General features: G+C 71.9%; 15 protein-coding genes. 6 read left to right on the top strand and 9 right to left on the bottom strand.

All coding sequences use genetic code 11. From position 1 onward, the window contains the following. Window positions 1-60: 60 nt before the first annotated feature. Complete coding sequence (locus ACZ45Q_RS10570; protein ID WP_468258585.1) at window positions 61-1,035, bottom strand: ABC transporter ATP-binding protein; 975 nt, start codon at window positions 1,033-1,035, stop codon at window positions 61-63. Window positions 1,036-1,177: 142 nt separating this feature from the next. After that, window positions 1,178-2,392, bottom strand: coding sequence for an NYN domain-containing protein (locus tag ACZ45Q_RS10565; RefSeq protein ID WP_468257897.1), 1,215 nt, complete (start codon window positions 2,390-2,392; stop codon window positions 1,178-1,180). A 235-nt stretch (window positions 2,393-2,627) separates the two neighbouring features. Here ACZ45Q_RS10565 and ACZ45Q_RS10560 point away from each other — a divergent pair, with 235 nt between their 5' ends. Further along, the gene (locus tag ACZ45Q_RS10560; RefSeq protein WP_468257894.1) at window positions 2,628-2,789 is read left to right on the top strand and encodes a hypothetical protein; all 162 of its coding nucleotides are present in this window, start codon (window positions 2,628-2,630) and stop codon (window positions 2,787-2,789) included. Window positions 2,790-2,889: 100 nt separating this feature from the next. Here the strand turns inward: ACZ45Q_RS10560 and dnaE are convergent, their stop codons facing one another. After that, window positions 2,890-6,429 carry a DNA polymerase III subunit alpha gene (gene dnaE / locus ACZ45Q_RS10555; RefSeq protein WP_468257891.1) on the bottom strand — a complete coding sequence of 1,180 codons (3,540 nt, stop codon included), beginning with the start codon at window positions 6,427-6,429 and terminating at the stop codon, window positions 2,890-2,892. Window positions 6,430-6,653: 224 nt separating this feature from the next. Between dnaE and ACZ45Q_RS10550 the strand changes: the two genes are divergently transcribed. The 4 genes from ACZ45Q_RS10550 (at window position 6,654) to ACZ45Q_RS10535 (ending at window position 11,437) form a co-directional block, all read left to right on the top strand. Continuing rightward, window positions 6,654-7,979, top strand: a complete 1,326-nt coding sequence (locus ACZ45Q_RS10550) for a DUF2252 domain-containing protein (protein ID WP_468257888.1) — start codon at window positions 6,654-6,656, stop codon at window positions 7,977-7,979. A gap of 67 nt (window positions 7,980-8,046) precedes the next feature. After that, on the top strand, window positions 8,047-8,751 hold the full coding sequence (locus ACZ45Q_RS10545) for a hypothetical protein (protein WP_468257885.1): 705 nt from the start codon (window positions 8,047-8,049) through the stop codon (window positions 8,749-8,751). 99 nt (window positions 8,752-8,850) lie between these two features. Next, window positions 8,851-9,651 carry a DsbA family protein gene (locus ACZ45Q_RS10540; protein WP_468257882.1) on the top strand — a complete coding sequence of 267 codons (801 nt, stop codon included), beginning with the start codon at window positions 8,851-8,853 and terminating at the stop codon, window positions 9,649-9,651. Window positions 9,652-9,766: 115 nt separating this feature from the next. Beyond that, on the top strand, window positions 9,767-11,437 hold the full coding sequence (locus ACZ45Q_RS10535) for an alkaline phosphatase D family protein (RefSeq protein WP_468257879.1): 1,671 nt from the start codon (window positions 9,767-9,769) through the stop codon (window positions 11,435-11,437). A gap of 36 nt (window positions 11,438-11,473) precedes the next feature. Here ACZ45Q_RS10535 and ACZ45Q_RS10530 read toward each other — a convergent pair whose 3' ends face one another. Further along, the gene (locus ACZ45Q_RS10530; RefSeq protein WP_468257876.1) at window positions 11,474-12,052 is read right to left on the bottom strand and encodes a dienelactone hydrolase family protein; all 579 of its coding nucleotides are present in this window, start codon (window positions 12,050-12,052) and stop codon (window positions 11,474-11,476) included. Window positions 12,053-12,156: 104 nt separating this feature from the next. Here ACZ45Q_RS10530 and ACZ45Q_RS10525 point away from each other — a divergent pair, with 104 nt between their 5' ends. After that, entirely contained in the window at window positions 12,157-13,278 is a 1,122-nt protein-coding gene (locus tag ACZ45Q_RS10525) for a mechanosensitive ion channel family protein (RefSeq protein ID WP_468257873.1), read from the top strand. Window positions 13,279-13,318: 40 nt separating this feature from the next. Here ACZ45Q_RS10525 and ACZ45Q_RS10520 read toward each other — a convergent pair whose 3' ends face one another. The 5 genes from ACZ45Q_RS10520 to ACZ45Q_RS10500 all read right to left on the bottom strand — a co-directional run bounded on the left by ACZ45Q_RS10520 (window position 13,319) and on the right by ACZ45Q_RS10500 (window position 18,298). Then, window positions 13,319-14,905 carry a Na+/H+ antiporter gene (locus ACZ45Q_RS10520; protein ID WP_468257870.1) on the bottom strand — a complete coding sequence of 529 codons (1,587 nt, stop codon included), beginning with the start codon at window positions 14,903-14,905 and terminating at the stop codon, window positions 13,319-13,321. Window positions 14,906-15,031: 126 nt separating this feature from the next. Continuing rightward, a complete protein-coding gene (locus ACZ45Q_RS10515) occupies window positions 15,032-15,505 on the bottom strand; it encodes a GNAT family N-acetyltransferase (protein ID WP_468257867.1) in 474 nt (157 codons plus the stop codon). Beyond that, the gene (locus tag ACZ45Q_RS10510; protein WP_468257865.1) at window positions 15,502-16,446 is read right to left on the bottom strand and encodes an RluA family pseudouridine synthase; all 945 of its coding nucleotides are present in this window, start codon (window positions 16,444-16,446) and stop codon (window positions 15,502-15,504) included. Before ACZ45Q_RS10510 ends, ACZ45Q_RS10515 begins: the two co-directional genes overlap by 4 nt. 48 nt (window positions 16,447-16,494) lie before the next feature. Further along, a complete protein-coding gene (gene lspA / locus ACZ45Q_RS10505) occupies window positions 16,495-17,214 on the bottom strand; it encodes a signal peptidase II (protein ID WP_468257862.1) in 720 nt (239 codons plus the stop codon). A gap of 97 nt (window positions 17,215-17,311) precedes the next feature. After that, complete coding sequence (locus ACZ45Q_RS10500) at window positions 17,312-18,298, bottom strand: TraR/DksA family transcriptional regulator (protein ID WP_468257859.1); 987 nt, start codon at window positions 18,296-18,298, stop codon at window positions 17,312-17,314. Window positions 18,299-18,863 lie beyond the last annotated feature (565 nt).

Genomic DNA, 18,863 nt, shown 5'->3' with positions numbered 1-18,863 from the left:
CGGCCGCCGTCGACGGGTCCACGGCCGCTGTCGGCGGGTTCACGGCCGCTGTCGGCGGGTTCACGTCCTCACCAGTCCCTGCCGTGCGGCGCCGCCCAGGGCCAGGTACACGTCCTCCAGGCTGGGCGTGGCCAGCGTGAAGTCGTCCAGGGCGGCGAAGGCGGCCCCGCCGGTGACGGTGGCGACGACCGCGCGGGCCTCCTCGGGGGCGAGCCGCAGCGTCCAGCGGCGCCCCGACTCCACCGTGCGGTCGCGCAGCGCGGCCACCTCGGGGACGTGCAGCGGTGCCGTCTCGCGCCAGACCAGGTCGACGCGGACCTCGCCGGCCACCTGCTCCTTGAGTCCGGCCGGGGTGTCGCAGGCGATCACCCGGCCGCGGTCCAGGACGGCGACCCGGTCCAGGACGGTCTCGGCCTCGATGACGTTGTGCGTGACCAGCAGCACCGTGGTCCCGCGTTCGGCGCGGCGGCGGTCGACGGCCGCCCACACCGCGCGCCGGGCGACGGGGTCCATGCCGGTGGTCGGCTCGTCGAGGACCAGCAGCGGGCGCTCCCCCACCAGGGCGGCGGCGAAGCAGGCGAGCCGGCGCTGCCCGCCGGAGAGCTTCTTCAGCGGGCGGCCGGCGATCGGCGTCAGCCCGAGTTCGTCGAGGACGGCGTCCCGCTCGGCGCGGGCGGCGCGGGCGTCCAGACCGCGCAGCCGGCCGGTGGTCTCGGCGGCGAGCGACACGGTCAGCTCGTCCAGCGCGGTGGACTCCTGCCCGAGGTAGGCGAGGATGCGGGAGGCCCGCTCGGGGTGGCGCACGATGTCGTGGCCGAGGATCTCGACGCTGCCGGCGTCCGGCCGCATCAGCCCGGTCAGCTGGCGCACGAGGGTGGACTTGCCGGCCCCGTTGGGTCCCAGCAGCCCGAAGATCTCGCCGCGCCGGACGGTCAGCGTCACCTCGTCCGTGGCCCGGACCTCGGGCGTTCCCGGCGTGCCGCGCCGACCGCGCACCGCCGGATAGGTCTTGGTCAGCCCGCGCAGGACGCACACGACCTCGTCACCGTGCCGAGAAGTCTGTGCCGCGCGCTCACTCACAAGGGACGAGACTACGGGGTCCGCCGCGCGGCCCCGCCCTCGGGTCGGCCCATATGCGCCGATTCGGCGGGGGTCCCGCTCCGGCCCCGCTCTCGTGTCACTCTCCGGCGGAACCCTGTTCGGTGGCGGTCGTCACGCCGATCTCCCGCCAGAACCCGGCCCGGATCGCGTACCGGTCGTGCTCGTCGATCTGGTCGTCCTTGTGGGCGAGCAGTCCGAAGCGGGCGGCGTAGCGCAGCAGTTCGCCGTCGATGCGGTGCGGGACGCGCGGGTACATCGCGGTCAGCTTCTGAAGGTGGCTCTGGTCGCCGAGCCGTCCCACCCAGCGGCGGGCGAAGACCTGACCCACCTCGTAGGGGTCGCCGCCGACGGTGGTGATGTCCTCCTCGCGGTCGGCCCACCGCTGCTCGGCCGTGGTGAGCTGGGCCAGCGTCGGCAGCAGGGCGGCCTCGGGGGACTCGGCGACGGGCCGGTCGACCCAGCCCTTGTCGGAGGACCAGCGCAGGGTGGCGGTCGTGGGGTGCTGGGCGTGCTGGGTGCCGGGGGCGCGCAGGGCGGCGAGGTCCTTGGGGGTGGGGACGCCCCGGGAGGCGGGGCCGCGCTCCTCGGTGCCGTTGCGGGAGGCGGCGGCCGGGGGCGGGTGGGGCTGTTCCTCGGCGGTCCGCTCGGCCGCGGAGGCGAGCGCCGACTCGGGCAGCGGCGCGGAGAGGATCGCGGCGATCTCCGGCCGAGGCGCGGGCGGGGGCGCGCAGACGCCGGTCAGCTCCTTGGCGCGGACGGCCTTGGTGATCCACGTACGGTCCAGGACGCGCCGCTCGTCGGCCTCGGCGACCAGGTCCTCGGACTGGTTGTAGTCGCCGTCGGCGGCCTGCACGGCCCACAGGTGGACGGCGACGCCGTGCTCCTTGGCGGCCATCATGCCGGGCAGCAGATCGCCGTCGCCGGTGACCAGCACGATGTCGGAGCAGGCGCGGTTGCGGGCCAGCTCGGTCAGCTCGGCGTGCATGGCGGCGTCCACGCCCTTCTGCGCCCAGCGTCCGTCGCTGCGGGTGAGCGCGCCGAGCCGGACGGTGACCCGGGGCATCACGCGCAGCCGGCGGTGTTCGGGCTGCGGGACGCGGTCGGGGGCGCCGTCGAACCAGTAGATGCGCAGCAGGGGCTGCTGCGTGTCGGCCTCGGCGCGTTCACGCAGCCCCTGGATCAGGGCGGCGTGGTCGACGTGAATGCGGGACCGCGAGGGCTCCCCGGCGAGGAGACTGGCGGCGGCCCCCAGCAGATACCCGGCGTCCACCAGGACGATGCAGCGGTCCACGCGATCCACCCTCTTTCCGGGAGGTTTGCTTCGGGCTTCCTTCGAGTCTGCCCGACCACGCGGGGGTTAACGGCCCGAACTCGATCTTCGGCGTGGCGTTTGCCGGGCGGGTGACCCGACGAGGCCTGTCACGGACGGTAATTGTCCAACATGCGTTCTTTATCGGCCTATGTGAATCTGATCGCGGATCTGATCCGGCCCTGGCCCCTAGATCCCCCACAGGAGGCAGATCACCATGGCCAAGAACAAGAACCGTGAGCGTAAGCAGCCGCAGGCCGAGCGCGCCTCGCAGGCGGCCCGCCCGTCCGTGCTGGAGCAGGACGAGCAGCAGGCCCCGCAGGTGATGCCGGGCGACGTCGCCACGCGCAAGCGTCAGAAGCGCTTCGGCCACAACTGACCGCCGGGCAACAAGCCCTTTCGGCCCGGCAGATGAGAGGGGCGCACCCGCTACGGGGTGCGCCCCTCACGCGCTTCGCGCGGTCAGCCCCTGCCGGTGGTCAGCCCGCCAGGCAGGACGGGCCGAGCAGCACCTTGAGGTCGCCGAAGAGCGCCGGGTCGGGCTTGACCCGGTGCCGGTCCAGGCGCAGCACCGTCGTCTTGGTGGGGCCCTGGAGCCTGATGCGGACCTCGCTGTCGCCCTTGTGGTGGGTGAGGATCTCGCCGAGCCGGCTGACCATGGGCGGGGTGACCCGCGTCGCCGGGATGGTGAGGACCACGGGCGCGTTGGTGCCGGCGTTGGACAGGTCGGGGACCATCAGCTCCATGGCGACCAGCCGCGGCACGTCCTCGCGCTTGTCGAGCCGTCCCTTGACGAACACCACGGCGTCCTCGACGAGTTGCGTCGAGACCAGCTGGTACGTCGCCGGGAAGAACATGCACTCGATGGAGCCGGCCAGGTCCTCGACGGTGGCGATCGCCCAGGCGTTGCCCTGCTTGGTCATCTTGCGCTGGAGGCCGGAGATGATGCCGCCGATGGTGACGACCGCGCCGTCGCCGAAGTCACCGCCGGTGAGCTGGGAGATGCCCGCGTCGGCCTTGTCGGCCAGGACGTGCTCCAGGCCGAAGAGCGGGTGGTCGGAGACGTAGAGGCCGAGCATCTCCCGCTCCTGGGCGAGGAGATAGGTCTTGTCCCACTCCTCGTCGGAGAACTGCACGTCCATGCCGAAGCCGGGCTCGCCGCCGCTGTCGTCGCCCATCCCGCCGAAGAGGTCGAACTGGCCCTCGGCCTCCTTGCGCTTGACCGCGACCACGTTGTCGATCATCGGTTCGTACTGCGCGGTGAGGCCCTTGCGGGTGTGGCCCATCTCGTCGAAGGCGCCCGCCTTGATCAGCGACTCCGTGGTCCGCTTGTTGCAGGCGACCGCCTCGACCTTGTCCAGGTAGTCGGGGAACGAGGCGTACTTCCCCTTGGCCTTGCGGCCGCGGATGATCGCCTCGACGACGTTGGTGCCGACGTTGCGCACGGCGGAGAGGCCGAAGAGGATCACGTCGTCGCCCTGGGCGGCGAAGTTGGACTCGGACTCGTTGACGTTGGGCGGCAGGACGCGGATGCCCATGCGGCGGCACTCGTTGAGGTAGACCGCGGACTTGTCCTTGTCGTCCTTGACCGAGGTGAGCAGGGCGGCCATGTACTCGGCGGGGTGGTTCGCCTTCAGGTACGCCGTCCAGTACGAGACCAGTCCGTACGCGGCCGAGTGGGCCTTGTTGAACGCGTAGCCGGCGAAGGGGACCAGCACGTCCCACAGCGCCTGGATCGCCTCGTCGCTGTAGCCCTTCTTGCGGGCGCCCTCCTGGAAGAGGACGAAGTTCTTCGCCAGCTCCTCGGGCTTCTTCTTGCCCATCACGCGACGGAGGATGTCGGCCTCGCCGAGCGAGTACCCGGCGATGATCTGGGCGGCCTTCTGCACCTGCTCCTGATAGACGATCAGGCCGTAGGTGACGTCCAGGACCTCCTTGAGGGGCTCCTCCAGCTCCGGGTGGATCGGCGTGATCTCCTGCTGGCCGTTCTTGCGCAGGGCGTAGTTGATGTGCGAGTTCATGCCCATCGGGCCCGGCCGGTACAGGGCCGAGACGGCGGAGATGTCCTCGAAGTTGTCGGGCTTCATCATGCGCAGCAGGGAGCGCATGGGGCCGCCGTCGAACTGGAAGACGCCGAGGGTGTCGCCGCGCTGGAGCAGCTCGAAGGTCTTGGGGTCGTCGAGCGGGAGGCTGAGGAGGTCGATGTCGACCCCCTTGTTCGCCTTCACCATCTTGACGGCGTCGTCCATGATCGTGAGGTTGCGCAGGCCCAGGAAGTCCATCTTCAGCAGGCCGAGCGACTCGCAGCTCGGGTAGTCCCACTGCGTGATGGTCACGCCGTCGGTGTGCCTGACCCAGACCGGGACGTGCTCGGTGATGGTCTCGCTGGACATGATCACGCCTGCCGCGTGCACGCCCATCTGCCTCACCAGGCCCTCCACACCGCGGGCGGTGTCGATGACCTTCTTCACGTCCGGCTCGTTCTCGTACATCGAGCGGACCTCGCCCGCCTCCGAGTAGCGCGGGTGCTCGGGGTCGGTGATACCGGACAGCGGGATGCCCTTGCCGAGGACGTCGGCCGGCATCGCCTTGGTGATGCGGTCGCCCATCGCGTACGGGTAGCCCAGCACGCGCGCGGAGTCCTTGATCGCGTTCTTGGCCTTGATGGTGCCGTACGTGCCGATCATGGCGACCTTGTCGGCGCCGTACTTCTCCGTCACGTACCGGATCACCTCGACGCGCCGGCGCTCGTCGAAGTCGATGTCGACATCGGGCATCGAGACGCGCTCGGGGTTGAGGAACCGCTCGAAGATCAGGCCGTGCGGGATCGGGTCGAGGTCGGTGATGCCGAGGGCGTAGGCGACGATCGAACCGGCCGCCGAGCCTCGGCCCGGGCCGACGGCGATGCCCTGCTTCTTGGCCCACATGATGAAGTCGGCCACCACGAGGAAGTAGCCCGGGAAGCCCATCGAGATGATGACGTCCATCTCGTACTCGGCCTGCTTCATGCGGTCCTCGGGGACCTGGCCGGAGAAGCGGCGCTCCATGCCGCGGCGGACCTCCTCCTGGAACCAGGTGACCTCGGTGTAGCCCTCGGGGATGTCGAACTTGGGCATGAGGTCGCGCTTCTCGAACATCCCGGTGGTGTCGACCATCTCGGCGATCAGCCGGGTGTTGGCGCAGCCCTCCTGCCAGGCGTCCGAGGAGTCGATGGCGTACATCTCGTCCGTGGACTTCAGGTAGTAGCCGGTGCCGTCGAACTTGAAGCGGTCCGGGTCGGAGAGGTTCTTGCCGGTCTGGATGCACAGCAGGGCGTCGTGCGCCTGCGCCTCGTGCGCGTAGGTGTAGTGCGAGTCGTTGGTGACCAGCGGGGGGATGCCGAGCTTCTTCCCGATCTCCAGCAGGCCGTCGCGGACCCGGCGCTCGATCTCGATGCCGTGGTCCATCAGCTCCAGGAAGTAGCGGTCCTTGCCGAAGATGTCCTGGTAGTCGGCGGCGGCCTTCAGCGCCTCGTCGAAGTGGCCGAGGCGCAGCCGGGTCTGCACCTCGCCGGAGGGGCAGCCGGTGGAGGCGACGATCCCCTCGGACCACTGGGCGATGGTCTCCTTGTCCATCCGGGGCCACTTCTGGAGCCAGCCCTCGGCGTAGGCGTCGGAGGAGAGGCGGAAGAGGTTGTGCAGGCCGGTCTTGTTCACCGCCCACATCGTCTTGTGCGTGTAGCCGCCGGAACCGGAGACGTCGTCCCGCTTCTGGTGCGGCTGGCCCCAGAGGATCTTGCGCTTGTTGCGCCGGGACTCGGGGGCGACATAGGCCTCGATCCCGATGATCGGGGTGACCCCGGCCTTCTGCGCGGAGTGGAAGAAGTCGTACGCGCCGTGCAGGTTGCCGTGGTCGGACATGGCGATGTGCGTCATGCCCATCTCGTTGCACGCGTTGAACATGTCCTTCAGCCGCGCGGCACCGTCCAGCAGCGAGTACTGGGTGTGGACGTGCAGGTGCGTGAACGGCGGCTTGGACACGTTCGGCCTCCTGGGAAACGTGGGCGGCGGGCTGTGGTCGGTCCCGGGGGGACAGCCTCGAAGTCTATGCCTCGGCACTGACACTCCGGGGCCGTGTCCGCGTACCTTCCTCGGGAGGGTCGCGGGCACTTTCCGTGCCCCGTCGAACGTTGATCCGGGTGGAGGCCCCGCCTCCGCCGAGAGGCACCCCGTCACGCACCATCCGCACCAGGAGGCACTCAGCGATGCCGGTCCCGCAGCTCAGCGACGAGCACCGCGGCGAGGAGATCCTCGCCGTCTTCGACACCGCGTTCGGCGAGCTGCTGGCCGCCGACCCGGCCGCCTTCCGCGTGAAGTTCCGGAAGATGGCGGCCTCGGCCTTCGCCTTCTACCGGGGCACGGCGTGCCTCTTCTACCACGACCTGGCGGCCGAGAAGCGTCACGGACCGTATCTGGACGACCGCACCTCGCGCGTGTGGATCCACGGCGATCTCCACGCGGAGAACTTCGGCACGTACATGGACTCCACCGGCCGCCTGATCTTCAACGTCAACGACTTCGACGAGGCGTATGTCGGCCCCTTCACCTGGGACCTGAAGCGCTTCGCCGCCTCCGTCGCCCTGATCGGGTACGCGAAGGCGCTCAGCGACGAGCAGATCACCGAGCTGGTGGGCATCTACGCGCGTGCGTACCGCGAGCGCGTCCACGCCCTGGCCACGGGCGCCAAGAGCGACGAGGTGCCGCCGTTCACGCTGGACACCGCCCAGGGCCCGCTGCTCGGCGCGCTGCGCATGGCGCGCTCGCTGACCCGCTTCGGGCTGCTGGAGTCGATGACGGAGATCCGCGACTTCGAGCGCCGCTTCGCCCCCGGCGGCGGTTCCATCGAGCTGGACGCGGCCACCCGGTACAAGGTGCTCGCGGCCTTCGACGGCTATCTGGAGACGCTCCCGGAGTCCTCCCTGTCCCGCCCCGACTCCTACCGCGTGAAGGACGTCGTCGGCCGCCGGGGCATCGGCATCGGCTCGGCCGGGCTGCCCTCGTACAACATCCTGCTGGAGGGCAACAGCGACGCCCTGGAGAACGACGTCGTGATCTACATCAAGCAGGCCCAGACCCCGGCCGTCTCCCGGCACGTCACGGACCCGGCGATCCGGGACTACTTCCAGCACGAGGGCCACCGCACGGTGATCTCCCAGCGCGCCCTCCAGGCGCACGCCGACCCGTGGCTGGGCTGGACCGAGCTGGACGGCGCGGGCCAGCTGGTCGCCGAGGTGTCGCCGTACGCCGTCGACCTGGACTGGGGCGACATCGACGACCCGGAGGAGATCGCCGAGGTCGTCGCCGACCTGGGCCGGGCCACGGCCGCGATGCACGCGGCGGCCGACGACACCTCCGGCGAGTCCCTGGTGCCGTTCTCCACCGAGCGGGCCATCGACGCGGCGATCGCAGCCGACGAGGACGGCTTCGCCCCGCTCCTGGTCGACTTCGCGCACGCCTACGGCGCACGCGCGCGTGCCGACCACCAGATCTTCGTGGACCTGTTCCGCAACGGACGGATTCCGGGTCTGTAACGTCGGCCACGCACAGGATCGCTTTAGCAGTCCTTTACCGGTCCCCGTGCCACACTCTTCTCTCGGTATGGACATATCCCGGACCCCGCTCAGAGCCGTACGCGCGGCGCTGTTCACGGCACTGGTCGTGACGCTCAGCACCGCGTCGCACGTGCTGCTGTCCGGGGTCCCGCTGCCGCTGCCCACGGTGGCCGCGGTCGCGGCCGCCGTCTTCGCCCTGGCGTACGCGCTGGCGGCCTGGGAGCGCTCCTTCGGCCGGATCGCCGCGCTGCTGATCCCGTTGGAGCTGGCCGCCGACACGGTCTTCACCACCGGCCAGCACGTCTGCTACGGCCGGGCCGGCGGCCCGGTCACCGGCCCGCTGCGCTCGGTCGGCCTCGACGTGCTGTGCGGCGACCGCACGGGCGTCCACGCGGACTTCGCCGCCCCGCTGGCCCGGGTGACCGGCGCCGAGAGCGACCGGCTCGCCGTGCTGCTCGCCGAGGCCGACGCGGGCACGGCCTGGCTGCTGCTCGCCGCCCACATCGGCGTCGGCCTCGCCGCGGCGGCCTGGCTGCGGCGGGGCGAGCGGGCCCTGGCCCAGCTGCTGCGGGCGGTCGCCGCGACCACGTTCCGGCCGCTGCTGCTGGCCGTGGCGGCGGTCACCGTGCGCCCGGCTGTCGCGGTGCGCCGGCCGGCCCACCCGGTCCGGGCAGGCGTCACCGCCCGCGACCGGATCCTCATCCACTCCCTGGGACGCCGCGGACCGCCGCGCTCGGCCGCCCTCGCGTGACCCGCGGCCGCCTCCGGGCGGCTCCACGCCGAGCACCAGCAGTCCCCCGAACCCACCCTGCGCACACCCCGTGCGCACGTCCCCAGGAGACCCCTCACCATGAGCAAGCGGAACAGCCAGGCGGCGAAGACGGCGGCCCGTGAGCGCCTGCGCCAGGAGCGCGAGCGCCAGGCCAAGCGCGAGAAGGCCAGGCGACAGGTCATCGTCGCCGGCTCCATCGTCGCGGTCCTGGCACTGGCCGGCGGCATAGGCTACGCCGTCGTCCAGGCCAACAAGCCCTCGGGCTGGGAGAAGGCCGCCGAGGCCAAGGTCGTCGCCCCGGCCAACACCTCCGGCAAGAACGGCACGACCGTCACGATCGGCGACTCCAAGTCCGACAACGTCGTCCACCTGTACGAGGACCTGCGCTGCCCGGCCTGCGCCTCCTTCGAGCAGACCGTCGGCGAGGCTGTGAACAAGGGCATGGAGGACGGCGACTACAAGCTCTCCTTCACCATCGGCACCTTCATCGACAACAACGTCGGGGGCGAGGGCTCGAAGAACGCGCTCAGCGCGCTCGGCGCCGCGCTGGACGTCAGCCCCGAGGCGTTCATCGACTACAAGACGGCGCTCTACTCCTCGGAGTACCACCCGTCGGAGTCGACCGACGAGTTCGCCAAGGACGACTACCTGATCAAGGTGGCGAACACGGTGGACGCCCTGAAGGACAACAAGAAGTTCCAGGACGCCGTGAAGAACGGCACCTACGACGCCTGGGCGATGAAGATGGGCGACTCCTTCCAGAAGGCCGAGGACGTCACCTCGACCCCGTCCATCAAGATCAACGACAAGAAGATCAACAACCCGAGCACGGTCGCCGAGTGGGAGAAGGCACTCCAGGACGCGGGCGTCACCAAGTGACGCCGTCGGCGTGACCCGCCGGGGGTGACGCCGCGCCGAAGCACCACACAAGAGCGGGCGAACTTTTGGGAGTTCGCCCGCTCCGTGGTTCTACCGATCAGTAATCTGATCGCTCGTGACCAGTCGACACAGATCATCCGAGAGCGCCCACCCGGCCCACTCCCCCGCCCCGAGCCGCCGTACGGTCGTCAAGACCGCGGCGGCCGGTGCCGTACTGGCCGTCCCCTTCACCGGGGCGCTGCCCGCCGGGGCCGCCACCGCCGCCCCGGCCTTCCTGCACGGCGTCGCCTCCGGCGATCCGCTGCCCGACGGCGTCCTGCTGTGGACGCGCGTGACGCCGACGCCGGAGGCGATACCCGGCTCGGGGGCGGGCCCGGACACCGAGGTGAGCTGGACCGTCGCCGCCGACCGGCAGTTCACCCGGATCGTCGCCAAGGGCTCCACCACCGCGACCGCCGCCGGCGACCACACCGTCAAGGCGGACATCCGCGGCCTGTCACCGGCCACCGACTACTGGTTCCGCTTCTCCGCCGGCGGCACCGACTCCCCCGTCGGTCGCACCCGCACCGCCCCCGCCGCCGACGCGCACGTGGCCAATCTGCGCTTCGGCGTGGTCTCGTGCTCCAACTGGGAGGCCGGGCACTTCGCGGCGTACCGCCATCTCGCGGCCCGCGGTGACCTGGACGCCTGGCTCCACCTCGGCGACTACATCTACGAGTACGGCAACGGCGAGTACGGCACCCGCGGCACGGTCGTCCGCCCGACCGCGCCCGCCCACGAGATCCTCACCCTCGCCGACTACCGCGTACGGCACGCCGCGTACAAGACCGACCCGGACCTCCAGGCGCTGCACGCGGCGGCCCCCGTCGTCGCCATCTGGGACGACCACGAGATCGCCAACGACGCCTGGTCGGGCGGTGCCGAGAACCACACCGAGGGCGCCGAGGGCACCTGGGCCGCCCGCCGGGCCGCCGCCAAGCAGGCCTACTTCGAGTGGATGCCGGTCCGCCCCGCGATCGCCGGCACCACCTACCGCCGGCTGCGCTTCGGCCGCCTCGCCGACCTGTCGCTGCTCGACCTGCGCTCCTACCGCTCCCAGCAGGTCGCCCTCGGCAACGGCGGCGTCGACGACCCGGACCGCACGCTCACCGGCCGGGCCCAGCTCGACTGGCTCAAGGCGGGGCTGGCGGCCTCGGACACCACCTGGCGGCTGGTCGGCAACTCGGTGATGATCTCGCCGTTCGCCGTCGGCTCGCTCCCCGCCGAACTGCTGAGGCCGCTGGCGGAGCTGCTGGGGCTGCCCAGGGAGGGCCTCGCCATCAACACCGACCAGTGGGACGGCTACACCGACGACCGCCGCGAACTCCTCGACCACCTGCGGGCGCACTCCGTCCGCAACACGGTCTTCCTCACCGGCGACATCCACATGGCGTGGGCCAACGACGTGCCGTTCAAGGCCGCCACCTACCCGCTGTCCCGCTCGGCCGCGACCGAGTTCGTCGTCACGTCGGTCAGCTCCGACAACCTCGACGACCTGCTCAACGTCCGCGAGGGCACGGTCTCCGCGATCGCCGCGCCGGTCATCCGCGCCGCCAACCGGCACGTCCACTGGGTCGACACCGACCGCCACGGCTACGGCGTGCTCGACCTCACCGCCGAACGCGCGCAGATGGACTACTACGCGCTGTCCGACAAGACCGACCCGGACGCGTCCTCGTCCTGGCTGCGCTCCTACCGCACCCGCAGCGGCACGCAGAAGGTCGAGCGCACCTACGACCCGGTCTGATCCGCCGGGGCCTCAGGACTCGTCCAGCCGGAACCCTCAGGACTCGTCCAGGGAGCCGAGGAAGCCGAGCGCCACCCGCCAGGTGGCCTCGGCGGCCTCGGCGTCGTAGTCCGGCAGACCGGGGTCGGTGTAGAGGTGGCCCGCCCCGGGGTACCGGTGCACCTCGACGTCCGCGCCCGCCCGGCCCATCTGGAGATACCAGGCGCTGAGCCAGTCGTCGGTCTCGAACGGGTCCGGCTCGGCCACGTGCAGCTGGACCGGCAGCTCGTCCACCGAGGCGTTGTGCGCGATGTCCGAGGTGCCGTGCAGGAGCAGCAGGCCGCGCGCCCGGTGGTCGCCGAGCGCGAGGGTCTGCGCGATGGAGGCGCCGAGCGAGAAACCGGCGTACACCAGCCCGCGTTCGGAGTAGGGCGCGGCGGCGAGCACGGCCCGCTTCAGCAGCTCCTCCCGGCCGACCTCCTCGTGGTACGCCATGCCCTCCTCCACCGTGTCGAACGTCCGGCCCTCGAAGAGGTCCGGAGTCCACACCTGGTGACCGGCGTCACGCAGCCGGTCCGCGGCCTGCCGCACCGCGGGCCGCAGACCGAAGGTCGAGTGAAAGAGCACGATGTTCATGAGGCCATGGTGCCAGCCGGGTACGACACCGTGATCCCGCTCCCGCCGCGGTATGTCCCCGATGTCACATGTTCAGTCCGGTCCACGGCGGTTACGTTCGAGGGATGGAGACCATACTCCGCCCGTCGATCGTGGTCGGCGGCTCGCTCGTGCTGACCTTTCTGCTGGGCTGGGCCACCGACCTGCTGCTGCGCAAGGCCGACGCCCGGCACCCCGAGACACCGCTGTGGGGCCTGCTGCGCCGCGCCCGCGTCCCCTACCAGGTCGTCCTGTGCGCGGCCCTGCTGAGAGCGTCCTACGTCGAGGCGCAGGTGTTCCCCTCGCACCGGGTCGGCATCGGCCGGACCCTGACGCTGGTGCTGATCGCGTCGGCGGCGTGGCTGGTCATACGGATCGCCGCGGCGGTCGTGGAGACCTCGTACTCCCGCTACGCCCAGGCCCACGCCCAGCGCGACCCGGCACGGGTGCGGCGGGTACGCACCCAGGTGACGCTGATCATGCGCGCGGTCTCGGCGGTCGTCGGTGTCGTGGCAGTGGCCTCGGGGCTGCTGACGTTCCCGGAGATGCGGGCGGCCGGCGCCTCGCTGCTGGCCTCGGCCGGTGTCCTCGGCATCGTGGCCGGCATCGCCGCGCAGTCCGCCCTCGGCAACATGTTCGCCGGGTTCCAGATCGCGTTCGGCGACATGGTGCGCATGGGCGACACGGTGGTCGTGGACGGCGAGTGGGGCACGGTCGAGGAGATCACGCTGACGTTCCTGACGGTGCGCACCTGGGACGAGCGCCGGATCACCATGCCGGTGTCGTACTTCACGTCGAAGCCGTTCGAGAACTGGTCGCGGGGCGGCCCGCAGATGACGGGGACCGTGTTCTGGCACCTGGACCACTCGGCGCCGCTGGACGCGATGCGCGAGCGGCTCCGCGACATCCTGCGCGAGTGCCCGGCCTGGGACGGCCGCGACTACAACATCGCGGTCACCGACACCACGCCGAACACCATGCAGGTCCGCGCGCTGGTGACGGCGAAGGACGCCGACGACGTCTGGACGGTCCGGGTCACGGTGCGCGAGCAGATGCTGCGCTGGCTGGCGGCCGAGCACCCCTACGCGCTGCCCCGGGTCAACACGGCCGACGCCGCCTCGCCGCCGAGGCGGGACGGTCTTCCGCGGCAGCCCTCGCGCGACGGCGCGGCGCGCCGTGTGCCGCCGCACCCGGCGAAGGGCCTGTGAGGGGCGGCAGGCCGGCCGGGCGGGTCCCCGTCGTCACCGGTCAGCGCAGGCTGCGCACGTCCAGGTGGCGCAGGACGCGGTCGACGATCTCCGGGTCGGCGCCCGGCTCGCTGCGCGCCGCCAGCACCTCGTGCCGGGCGGCGCTCAGCATGTCCTGCTGGATGCGCCGCAGGCGTCTGGCGCGGTGCGCCCGCTGCTCGTAGGCCTCCCGGCGCTCCTCGTCGCCGATGTCCGGGCTGATCCGCACGCCGATGTCGAAGGCCCGGCGCATCATCTGCTCGGACAGCTCCTCGGGGAGGTCCTCCACCGCCTCGATCTCCCGCAGCCGCCGCTTGGCCGCCTTCGCCGCCCGCAGGGCCAGTTCCTTCTCGTACCTCTTCTCCCGCTCGGTGTCGGCCCGCACCCCGAGCCGCCCCACCAGCCACGGCAGGGTCAGGCCCTGGATGAGCAGGGTGGCGAGGATCACGCCGAACGCGATGAAGACGATCTCGTCCCGGTGCGGGAAGGGGGTTCCGTCCTCCCTGTGGAGCGGGATGGCGAGCGCCAGCGCCACCGAGGCGACGCCGCGCATCCCGGACCACCACATCACGACGGTCTCCTGCCAGCTCGTCGGGATGTCCTCGTCCTGGTCGCGCCGGGCGTGCAGCCGCTTGGTCAGCCAGGTCGCCGGCAGCAGCCACAGCAGCCGCACGAGGACGACCACGCCGACGACCGCCGCCGACCAGCCCAGCAGCTCTCCCCAGCGTCCGGATGCGGTGCGCACGGCGTTGTGCAGCTCCAGCCCGATCAGCCCGAACGCGACGCCGGTGACGAGGGTGTCCACGACGTCCCACACGGTGTGCCCGGCGAGCCGGGTCATCACGTCGTCGGCGTCGGAGGCGTACTCGGCCAGGAACATGGCGGTGACCAGCACGGCGAGCACGCCCGAGCCGTGCAGCTCCTCGGCCAGCACGTAGGAGGCGTACGGCACCAGCAGCGTCAGCCCGATCTGGAGCGTGGCCTCGCCCAGCAGCCCGAGCAGCTTGTTGGTGGCCCAGCCCACCGCGAGCCCCACCGCCAGTGCCACGACGGCGGACAGCACCAGGTCGAGCCCGGCCCGCCAGGGTGAGAAGGTGCCGCTGACGGCGGCGGCGATCGCGACGTGGTACAGCACGATGGCCGTCACGTCGTTGAACAGGCCCTCGCCCTCCAGGATGGACACCAGGCGGCGCGGCAGTCCCAGTTGTCCCGCGACGGCGGTGGCGGCGACCGGGTCGGGCGGCGCGACCAGCGCCCCGAGCGCGAAGGCGGCGGCGAGCGGCAGTCCCGGCACGACCGCGTGCGCCATGGCGGCGACGCAGGCCATGGTGACGAACACCAGCGCCACGGCGAGCAGCAGGATGGGCCGCACGTTGGCCGCGAACTGCCGCCAGGAGGTCCGCCGCACCGCCGCGTACAGCAGCGGTGGCAGCAGCAGCGGGAGGATCAGCTCCGGCGGGATGTCGACGTTCGGCACGAACTCCAGCAGCGCCAGGACGATACCGAGGACCGTCATCAGCACCGGCGCCGGCAGCCCGAGCCGGTCACCGACCGGGACGCTGATCACGGCCCCGAGCAACAGCACGAACAGCAGGGCCAACTGATCCACGGTCAGCACTCCGGTGGGTTTCTTGACGGACGCGGGGCAACACGAGGCAGGCCTCAAGCCTGCCACGTCACCCGTCCCACCAGTCTCTTCGGCGCCGGTACGGCGCAGCGCGCGGCGGCCCGGCGGCTACAGCGCGCGGCGCATCGCGCGGTGCGGGATCCCCGCGTCGGGGAACTCCGGCCCGTACGCCTCGTAGCCCAGCCGCTCGTAGAAGCCGAGCGCGTGGGTCTGCGCGTGCAGGTCGACCGCGGTGAGCCCGCGCGCGCGTGCCGCGTCCTCGATCGCCCGCACCAGCGCGGCCCCGACGCCGAGGCCGCGGGCGGCGGCAGTCACCGCGAGCCGCCCGAGGGAGCCGACGGCCGGATCGCCGCCGGTCCTGGCCGCGGCGGCCGCCCCGTGCAGCAGCCGCCCGGTGCCGAGCGGCACGCCGTCCGCGCGGACCGCGAGGACGTGCACGGCGCCGGCGTCGTGGGCGTCGTACTCGATGTCCTCGGGGACGCCCTGCTCGGCGACGAAGACGTCCTTGCGCACCGCGAAGCACGCCTCGCGGTCGGCGTCGCTCTCGGCGACCCGCACCGCGTACTCAGCGGTGACGCTCATCCGTAGGTCTCCTCACGGACCTGGTCCAGGGCCTGCTGGAGGTCGTCCGGGTAGTCGCTGGCGTACTCCACCCAGTCGCCGGTGCCGGGGTGCTCGAAGCCGAGCCGGACCGCGTGCAGCCACTGCCGGGTCAGGCGCAGCCGCTTGGCGAGCGTCGGGTCGGCGCCGTAGGTCAGGTCGCCGACGCAGGGGTGGCGGTGGGCGGCCATGTGGACGCGGATCTGGTGGGTGCGGCCCGTCTCCAGCTTCACGTCGAGCAGAGAGGCGGCGCGGAAGGCCTCGACCAGGTCGTAGTGCGTGACGGAGGGCTTGCCGTCGGCGGTGACCGCCCACTTGTAGTCGTGGGTGGGGTGCCGGCCGATGGGCGCGTCGATGGTGCCGCTGGTGGGGTCCGGGTGGCCCTGCACCAGCGTGTGGTAGCGCTTGTCGACCGTGCGCTCCTTGAACTGGCGCTTGAGCGAGGTGTACGCCCGCTCCGACTTGGCGACCGCCATCAGCCCGGACGTGCCCACGTCGAGGCGGTGCACGATGCCCTGCCGCTCGGCGGCGCCGGAGGTCGAGATGCGGTACCCGGCGGCGGCCAGCCCGCCGATGACGGTCGGGCCGGACCAGCCCGGCGACGGGTGGGCGGCGACTCCGACCGGCTTGACGATCACGACCACGTCCTCGTCGTCGTGCACGATCTCCATGCCCTCGACGGGCTCGGCGACCACCTGCACCGGCGCGGGCGCCTGCGGCATCTCGACCTCCAGCCAGGCGCCGCCGCGCACCCGCTCGGACTTGCCGACCACCGCGCCGTCGACCTGCACCTTGCCCGCCGCGGCAAGCTCCGCGGCCTTGGTACGGGAGAAGCCGAACATGCGGGAGATGGCGGCGTCGACGCGCTCGCCCTCCAGGCCGTCGGGCACGGGCAGGGTACGGATCTCGGGAAGGGTGCTCACCCCGTCGAGTATGCCGGACGGGTCCGACAGCGCCTCACCTGCGGTGGCTCAGTCGCGGTGGACGGTGCCGTCCGGGTCGAGGCCCTTGAAGGACAGCAGCACGATCAGGATGCCGCCGCAGACGATCGCCGAGTCGGCGAGGTTGAAGACGGCGAAGTGCTTGGGCGCGATGAAGTCGACGACCGCGCCCCGGAAGACGCCCGGCGAGCGGAAGATCCGGTCGGTGAGGTTGCCGAGCGCGCCGCCGAGCAGCAGACCGAGCGCGATCGCCCAGGGCAGGCTGTAGAGCTTGCGGGCGAGCCGGACGATGACGACGATCACCACGGCCGCGATCGCCGTGAAGATCACGGTGAAGGCCTCGCCGAAGCCGAAGGCCGCGCCGGCGTTGCGGACGGCCTCGAAGCGCAGCCAGTCGCCGATGACCTCGATGGGCTCGTGGTGCTCCAGCTCGGCGACCACGATCATCTTGCTGATCAGGTCCAGGACGTACGCGAACGCGGCGACCGCGAACAGCACGGCGATCCGGCGCCTGCCCCGCGGCCGGCCGGCCGCACCGCCGTCCGTCGCACCGCCCTCGCCGTCCGCGGGGACGGCGTCACCGGCGGAGGGCCCGGCCGCGTCGGCGGCGCGGTCACCGGCCGGGCCGTCCACGCCGGTGCCGTCGGCGGCGGCCGGGGTCCGTGCCTGCCCGGCGTCGGGCCGCTGCTGCCCGTCCCCCGCCGCGTCCGGAGTGTCCGGCGTACCGATGATGCGCTCCGCCTCTGCCACGTGAGTCCCTCGACCTAGGTACCTGACTGAGGACGAGGGTACGGCACGCCCCGCACCCCGCACCCGCTCAGGAGGCGTACGGGGCAGGGCCGCCCGGTTACCGGCGTTCCTGCTTCTGCTTGCACTCCACGCACAGGGTGGCCCGCGGGAAGGCCTGCATGCGGGCCTTGCCGATGGGGTTGCCGCAGTTCTCGCACAGTCCGTAGGTGCCCGCGTCCAGCCGTTCCAGGGCGCGCTCGGTCTGCGTGAGCATCTCGCGCGCGTTGGCGGCGAGCGCCAGTTCGTGCTCGCGCGTGATGTTCTTGCTGCCGGTGTCCGCCTCGTCGTGGCCCGCGCCGTCCCCGGAGTCGCGCATGAGGCCGGCCAGGGAGCGCTCGGACGAGTCGATCTCGGTGCGCAGCCGGGCCTCCTCGGACTGGAGCTCGCCGCGTGCCTCCTCGACCTCCTCCGGGGTCCAGGGGTCCTCGCCGGGGCGCACCGCGAGGTCGCCGGGCTCCGCCGCGGCTCCTCGCGCCTTGGGTACGGCTGTCTTGGCCGCCGTGGCCGTGCCAGGAGTCTTCTTCGCAACCACCGTCGTGGCTCCCGTCTGCTCCGCGGCCTGCGCCGCGCCCGCCTTCTTGGCCGTGCTCTCGGGGGCCGCCGCCTGGCGGGCACCGGCCTTCCCGGCGGCGGCCTCCTCGGCCGCCGGCTTCTTCACTGCCGCCGCCACCTTCGTGGCCGCCGTCTTCTTCGCCGCCTTCTTGGCCGCCGACTTCTTGGCCGCCTTCTTGGCCGCGGACGCCTTCTTCGCCGTCTTCTTCGCCGCCGTCTTCCCCTCCGGGGCCTTCTGCGCCGCGGCCTTCGCAGCGTTCTCCGTCTTCGCCGCCTTCGCCGCCTTCGCCGTGGCCGCCTTCTTGGCCGCCGCCTTCGTCGCGGTGGCCTTCCTGGCGGTGGCCTTCTCGGCCGCCGCGGACCCCGTCGCCTTCTTCCCGCCCACCCCCTTAGCCCCGCCGGAGGCCGGACCCGCACCACCGGAGGCGGCGGCGCCGGCACCGGTGGACCTGCCGGACGCCGACAGCTTTTCGGCCGTCTTCTTCGCCACCATGCCGCGGCCCCTTCACATATTGTGATCTTGCTCGCGAATCGTGCTGGGACGATAAATCGACTTCAGTCCCGCGGCAACGGGGCACACCGCCCGATTCGCCCGCCTCGCGGATGCCGCGCGGCGAACCTGCATCCGTTGTGCCCAGCTCCCCGCCGGGTAATCCGCCCGTCCGCACCCCCGGCGGCCCGCACGCACCCGCCGCGCCATTCGGGGCATGGCACGCCGTACGGCGCTCCGGGCCCGGCGGCGGAGAAACCGGTCGGCCGCTGTCCGTCCGGCGCCGTACACTGGGCGGAGCGAAAAGCGTGGATGGGGACGAGTAGCGGCGTACGCAGCCCAGAGCGACCCGGGGACGGTGGGAGCCCGGGGGCGAGCGCGACGTGAAGATCACCCCGGAGCCGCCGGAAGAAAGCCGCGGGGCACGAACCCGCGTCGAGTAGACCCGGCATCGCGAGCCCAATGAGGGGGCTCACCGGCGCACCCCAGGCACCGGGAGCCAAGGAGGGTGGTACCGCGGGAGCACGGCTCTCGTCCCTCCGACGGAAGGCAGCACGTCCGCCGGAGG

The organism is Streptomyces sp. NPDC031049, from assembly GCF_055571015.1.
The sequence above is the reverse complement of the archived record's forward strand: the minus strand, read 5'-3'. Positions and strand labels throughout refer to the sequence as shown.

Excerpts from the sequence above, each read along its gene's own strand:
- ACZ45Q_RS10545 (WP_468257885.1), top strand. The coding sequence starts at position 8,047 with ATGGACATATCCCGGACCCCGCTCAGAGCCGTACGCGCGGCGCTGTTC.
- ACZ45Q_RS10500 (WP_468257859.1), bottom strand. The coding sequence starts at position 18,298 with ATGGTGGCGAAGAAGACGGCCGAAAAGCTGTCGGCGTCCGGCAGGTCC.
- ACZ45Q_RS10540 (WP_468257882.1), top strand. The coding sequence starts at position 8,851 with ATGAGCAAGCGGAACAGCCAGGCGGCGAAGACGGCGGCCCGTGAGCGC.
- ACZ45Q_RS10515 (WP_468257867.1), bottom strand. The coding sequence starts at position 15,505 with ATGAGCGTCACCGCTGAGTACGCGGTGCGGGTCGCCGAGAGCGACGCC.
- ACZ45Q_RS10550 (WP_468257888.1), top strand. The coding sequence starts at position 6,654 with ATGCCGGTCCCGCAGCTCAGCGACGAGCACCGCGGCGAGGAGATCCTC.
- ACZ45Q_RS10525 (WP_468257873.1), top strand. The coding sequence starts at position 12,157 with ATGGAGACCATACTCCGCCCGTCGATCGTGGTCGGCGGCTCGCTCGTG.
- ACZ45Q_RS10560 (WP_468257894.1), top strand. The coding sequence starts at position 2,628 with ATGGCCAAGAACAAGAACCGTGAGCGTAAGCAGCCGCAGGCCGAGCGC.
- ACZ45Q_RS10530 (WP_468257876.1), bottom strand. The coding sequence starts at position 12,052 with ATGAACATCGTGCTCTTTCACTCGACCTTCGGTCTGCGGCCCGCGGTG.